Origin of the sequence: Nonomuraea sp. NPDC050202 (assembly GCF_040656115.1) — a bacterium.
Classification (GTDB): Bacteria; Actinomycetota; Actinomycetes; order Streptosporangiales; family Streptosporangiaceae; genus Nonomuraea.
On the sequence record NZ_JBFALF010000110.1, the window covers coordinates 1 to 3,470 of the forward strand.

General features: G+C 68.1%; 4 protein-coding genes. 2 read left to right on the forward strand and 2 right to left on the reverse strand.

Features of this window, described 5'->3' with window-relative positions:
- Both AB0I79_RS63200 and AB0I79_RS63205 read left to right on the forward strand, forming a co-directional pair.
- The coding region (locus tag AB0I79_RS63200; RefSeq protein WP_357896337.1) for an ATP-binding cassette domain-containing protein at positions 1–579 on the forward strand (579 nt) is incomplete at its 5' end.
- Between the two features lie 254 nt (positions 580–833).
- Positions 834–1,436, forward strand: a complete 603-nt coding sequence (locus AB0I79_RS63205) for a hypothetical protein (RefSeq protein ID WP_357896340.1) — start codon at positions 834–836, stop codon at positions 1,434–1,436.
- Between the two features lie 157 nt (positions 1,437–1,593).
- Here the strand turns inward: AB0I79_RS63205 and AB0I79_RS63210 are convergent, their stop codons facing one another.
- Together AB0I79_RS63210 and AB0I79_RS63215 are read right to left on the reverse strand one after the other, a co-directional pair.
- Positions 1,594–1,734, reverse strand: coding sequence for a hypothetical protein (locus tag AB0I79_RS63210; RefSeq protein WP_357896343.1), 141 nt, complete (start codon positions 1,732–1,734; stop codon positions 1,594–1,596).
- A 696-nt stretch (positions 1,735–2,430) separates the two neighbouring features.
- Positions 2,431–3,330, reverse strand: coding sequence for a helix-turn-helix transcriptional regulator (locus AB0I79_RS63215; protein ID WP_357896346.1), 900 nt, complete (start codon positions 3,328–3,330; stop codon positions 2,431–2,433).
- Positions 3,331–3,470: the final 140 nt, after the last annotated feature.

A 3,470-nucleotide genomic window follows, 5' to 3' on the forward strand; every position in this document is an offset into this window, starting at 1 on the left:
GGCCGGCCGGGAAGCACGCCCGCCCAACTCGTCAAAGTCGGATTCGTCGCCCAGGGGACCCCCGTCTACGCCGGCCTGACCGTCGCCGAACATCTGCGGCTGGGAGCGCGGCTCAACCCCCGCTGGGACCACGGCCTGGCGCGGGAACGCATCGCGCGGCTCGGCCTCCTCCCCGCACATCGGGCGGGCAGGCTGTCAGGCGGCCAGCGCGCCCAGCTCGCCCTCACCCTGGGCCTGGCCAAACGCCCCGACCTGCTGATCCTGGACGAGCCCGCGGCCTTCCTCGACCCGCTGGCCCGGCACGAGTTCATGCAGCACCTGACGGAGGCCGCCGCCGAGCACCGGCTGAGCGTGGTGCTCTCCTCCCACCTGGTCTCCGACGTGGAACGGGCCTGCGACTACCTGGTCGTGCTCGTCGACTCCCGCGTCCAGATCGCCGGGAGGAACACCAGTCCTTCACCGACACCCCGCTGCTGTCCGACGCTCTCGGCATCACGCCCCTTGCCGGCGTGCTGTCCGCGGCGCGCGCCGCCGAGCTCACCCGCGCCTATGTGGCGGCCTTCCTCGACCAGCACCTGAAGGGCAAGCGGCAACCCCTCCTGGACCAGCCGTCCTCGCGCTACCCCGAGGCAAAATTCTGCCCGGGAAGCTGCGCTCCGTCCTGAGGCCCGGCGGTCCCTGAACCGCACCAGGTCGACCATCCGCCGGTGCAGCACCTCAGGCGCAGCGGCATGGCCCCCAGCCCCACACCGAGGATTTCCGCGGCGAGCCCCAGCGCCTTCTCCAGATGCTGGAGCCACCCGCTAACGGGACTTTTCGTTCTGATGCTCGTCATGCCCCGTAACGAGATGACCAGGCTCGTTCGCGGCAAAGACGGATGGACGCCGCCTTCGCGCGTGGATGGCTCAAGTCACGCGCCGACCCCCCAACAGATCCTCCCGCTCGACCGCTTCAAGTGCCGGGAGTGGCTCATCAGACCGGACCCGCTGGCGTCGTATCCACAGGAGGACGGAGGTTTCATCCCGGACGCCTACGGCATACCGGAAATATACTGGGATGTGCTCCAATTTCACCCCGAAGCGCGAAAGCCGAAACTTCGGGACGGAGAGCACATGCGAAGGTTCACAAAGATCGCGGCCATTACCATGGCAAGCCTGGCAACGGCAGGAACGGGGCTGATGGCCGCCCCTACCGCTGCAAGCGCTTCCCCAGCCTGCACCACGAGGATCGAGCGCGGCTATAACCCCGACAGAGGATGGGCCATGTGCGCCACTGGCACGTATTGGGTGGTAATCGACTGCAAGGTATCCTCCTCCGCGGCAATGGCGACCAGATATCACGGCTCTATCACGAGCGGGGGCAAAAAGACGTGGGAGGCATGCACAAGCGCCAAGCCCTACATGAGTTACGTGACCTACACTCACTTCGTTCCCTAGGAATTCACCGAAGCTCGGACAGATAGGTCGGCAGGATCGGCTGGCCGGCATGGCGGGACGCCGTCCCGCTCCAGATGGCGACGCATATCGAAACAGCACATACCGCCGCCCAGGAGCGGTCCCACGATCTGCCGGGGCCGTCGCTGAACGACCCGGCTCATCCGTTCGGCGACGTCCGCGGGTCCGACACAGTAATGGTGGACAGTGCCGGGATGCGCTTGGCGCGGTAACGGCGGATGCCGAAGGTGTGATGCTCCACCTCGGCGGCCAGCAGGACGTCGGCGACGCGGCCGGGCACCCTCTGGACGAGAGCCGCGAAGTCGTGACGCCCGCCAGGGGGTGTGTGCGGACACGGCGGAACTGCCACATGGGCCTCGGTTGCCCAGCGCCGTGTCCCAGGACGATCCACTCGTCGCGAGTCGGGCGACTGACGTTCCGCCTGGATGTTCAGCAAGGAGAACAGGGTCTCGACGGGGCGAGGGCCCTGTGGTTGTTGAAGGATGTACAGGCGGAGCCCGTTCCTCTTCGTATGAGACGGGTTGTTACACAGTCCGGGCGCCTTTACAAAGCAAATTCACGCGTGGGCAGGTTCCGCGCGATGGTGAGCGCCTCGTACTCGTCCCGCTCCAGCTCATGGGGGCTGCGCTTCGTGCGTTCCAGTGTCAACTTCACCAGCGCAATATGGTTCTCGCTCGGCAGAGAGCCCCTGATTGGTTGAGGGCGTATGAGAACCGAGTGGCGTGATTGGAGAGAGCTCCCGGCGATCGTGAGATTCGACGTCGCGCCGGGCGCACTTCCGCATGAGCCGTGGCGGCCCCATGAGTTGTCGGCCGCCTTGGAAGCGGTGGCTGCGTGCGCTCTGCAGTTGACGCCCTCGCCGATCGGCGGCCTGCCAACGCTGAGCGAGCAGATGGCGGCAGCCACACATTGGGCCGTGACAACTGGAACCATCGCAGTGCCTGTCTGACTGCGCCGGTGAGCAGGCCGGCGCGCGTCAACGCGGCTGAGTGGTGGGGTGTGCCGGCTGGGTGGCTGCCAGGCTGGCCAGGAGCTTGAGCCGCTCTTCTGAGGTGCTGCCCGGTTCGGCGGTGTAGATGGTGAGGCCGTACACCGTCCGGCTGGACACGGGCAGGTCGAGGGACTGGTAGGTCAGCTTCAGGTCGCCGACCTGCGGGTGCCACAGCTGCTTGCTGCCGTCGTGGCGGATACGCACGTCGTGGACCGCCCACTGGTTGCGGAACTCGGTGCTGAGCGTGGACAGCTCACCGACGAGGTCGCGCAGGGCCCGGTCGTGGGGGTCGCGGCCGGCCTCGGCGCGCAGCAGCGCGGCGCTGACGGCGGCGGCCTCGTCCCAGTCGACGAAGAACTGCTGGGAGTCCGGGTCGAGGAAGACGTAGCGGGCGAGGTTGGCGCGGCCGTTCCGTGTGGTGGCGGGGCTGTCGAAGACCGGCGCGAGTAGGGCCCGGGCCAGCGCGTTGCAGGCGACGAGGTCCTGGCGGTCGTTGCGTACGAACGCCGCCGACATCGTCATGGAGTCCAGCAGCCACTGGACCCGCGGCGGGACCTGGACGTCCTTGCGGCGCGAAGGCGCGCGGCGGGCGGGCCGGGCGGCGTGGGCCAGGTCGAACAGGTAGGTGCGTTCGTCCTGGTCCAGGCGCAGGGCCTGGGCCACCGCGTCGAGCACCTCCTCGGACACGCCGCTGATGTGGCCCTTCTCCAGCCGGGTGTACCACTCGGTGCTCACGCCGGCCAGCACCGCGACTTCCTCCCGGCGCAACCCGGGAACCCGGCGCCGGCCGCTGGTGGGCAGCCCGACCTGCTCGGGGGTGAGCTTGGCGCGCCGGGTGGCGAGGAAATCCCGGATCTGTTCGCGGTGGTCGGGCCGGTCGTCCATGCCCTCCACGGTAGTCGCAGGGTTCGCGCAGGTGGCGGTGGCAAGGGGGTTGAGCTTGTCCCCCTATAAACGCGCTCTGCCTCGTGCGTGGCCAGGCGGGTTTCCTGGGATCAGCACATCGAACGCGACCTGCGAGACGG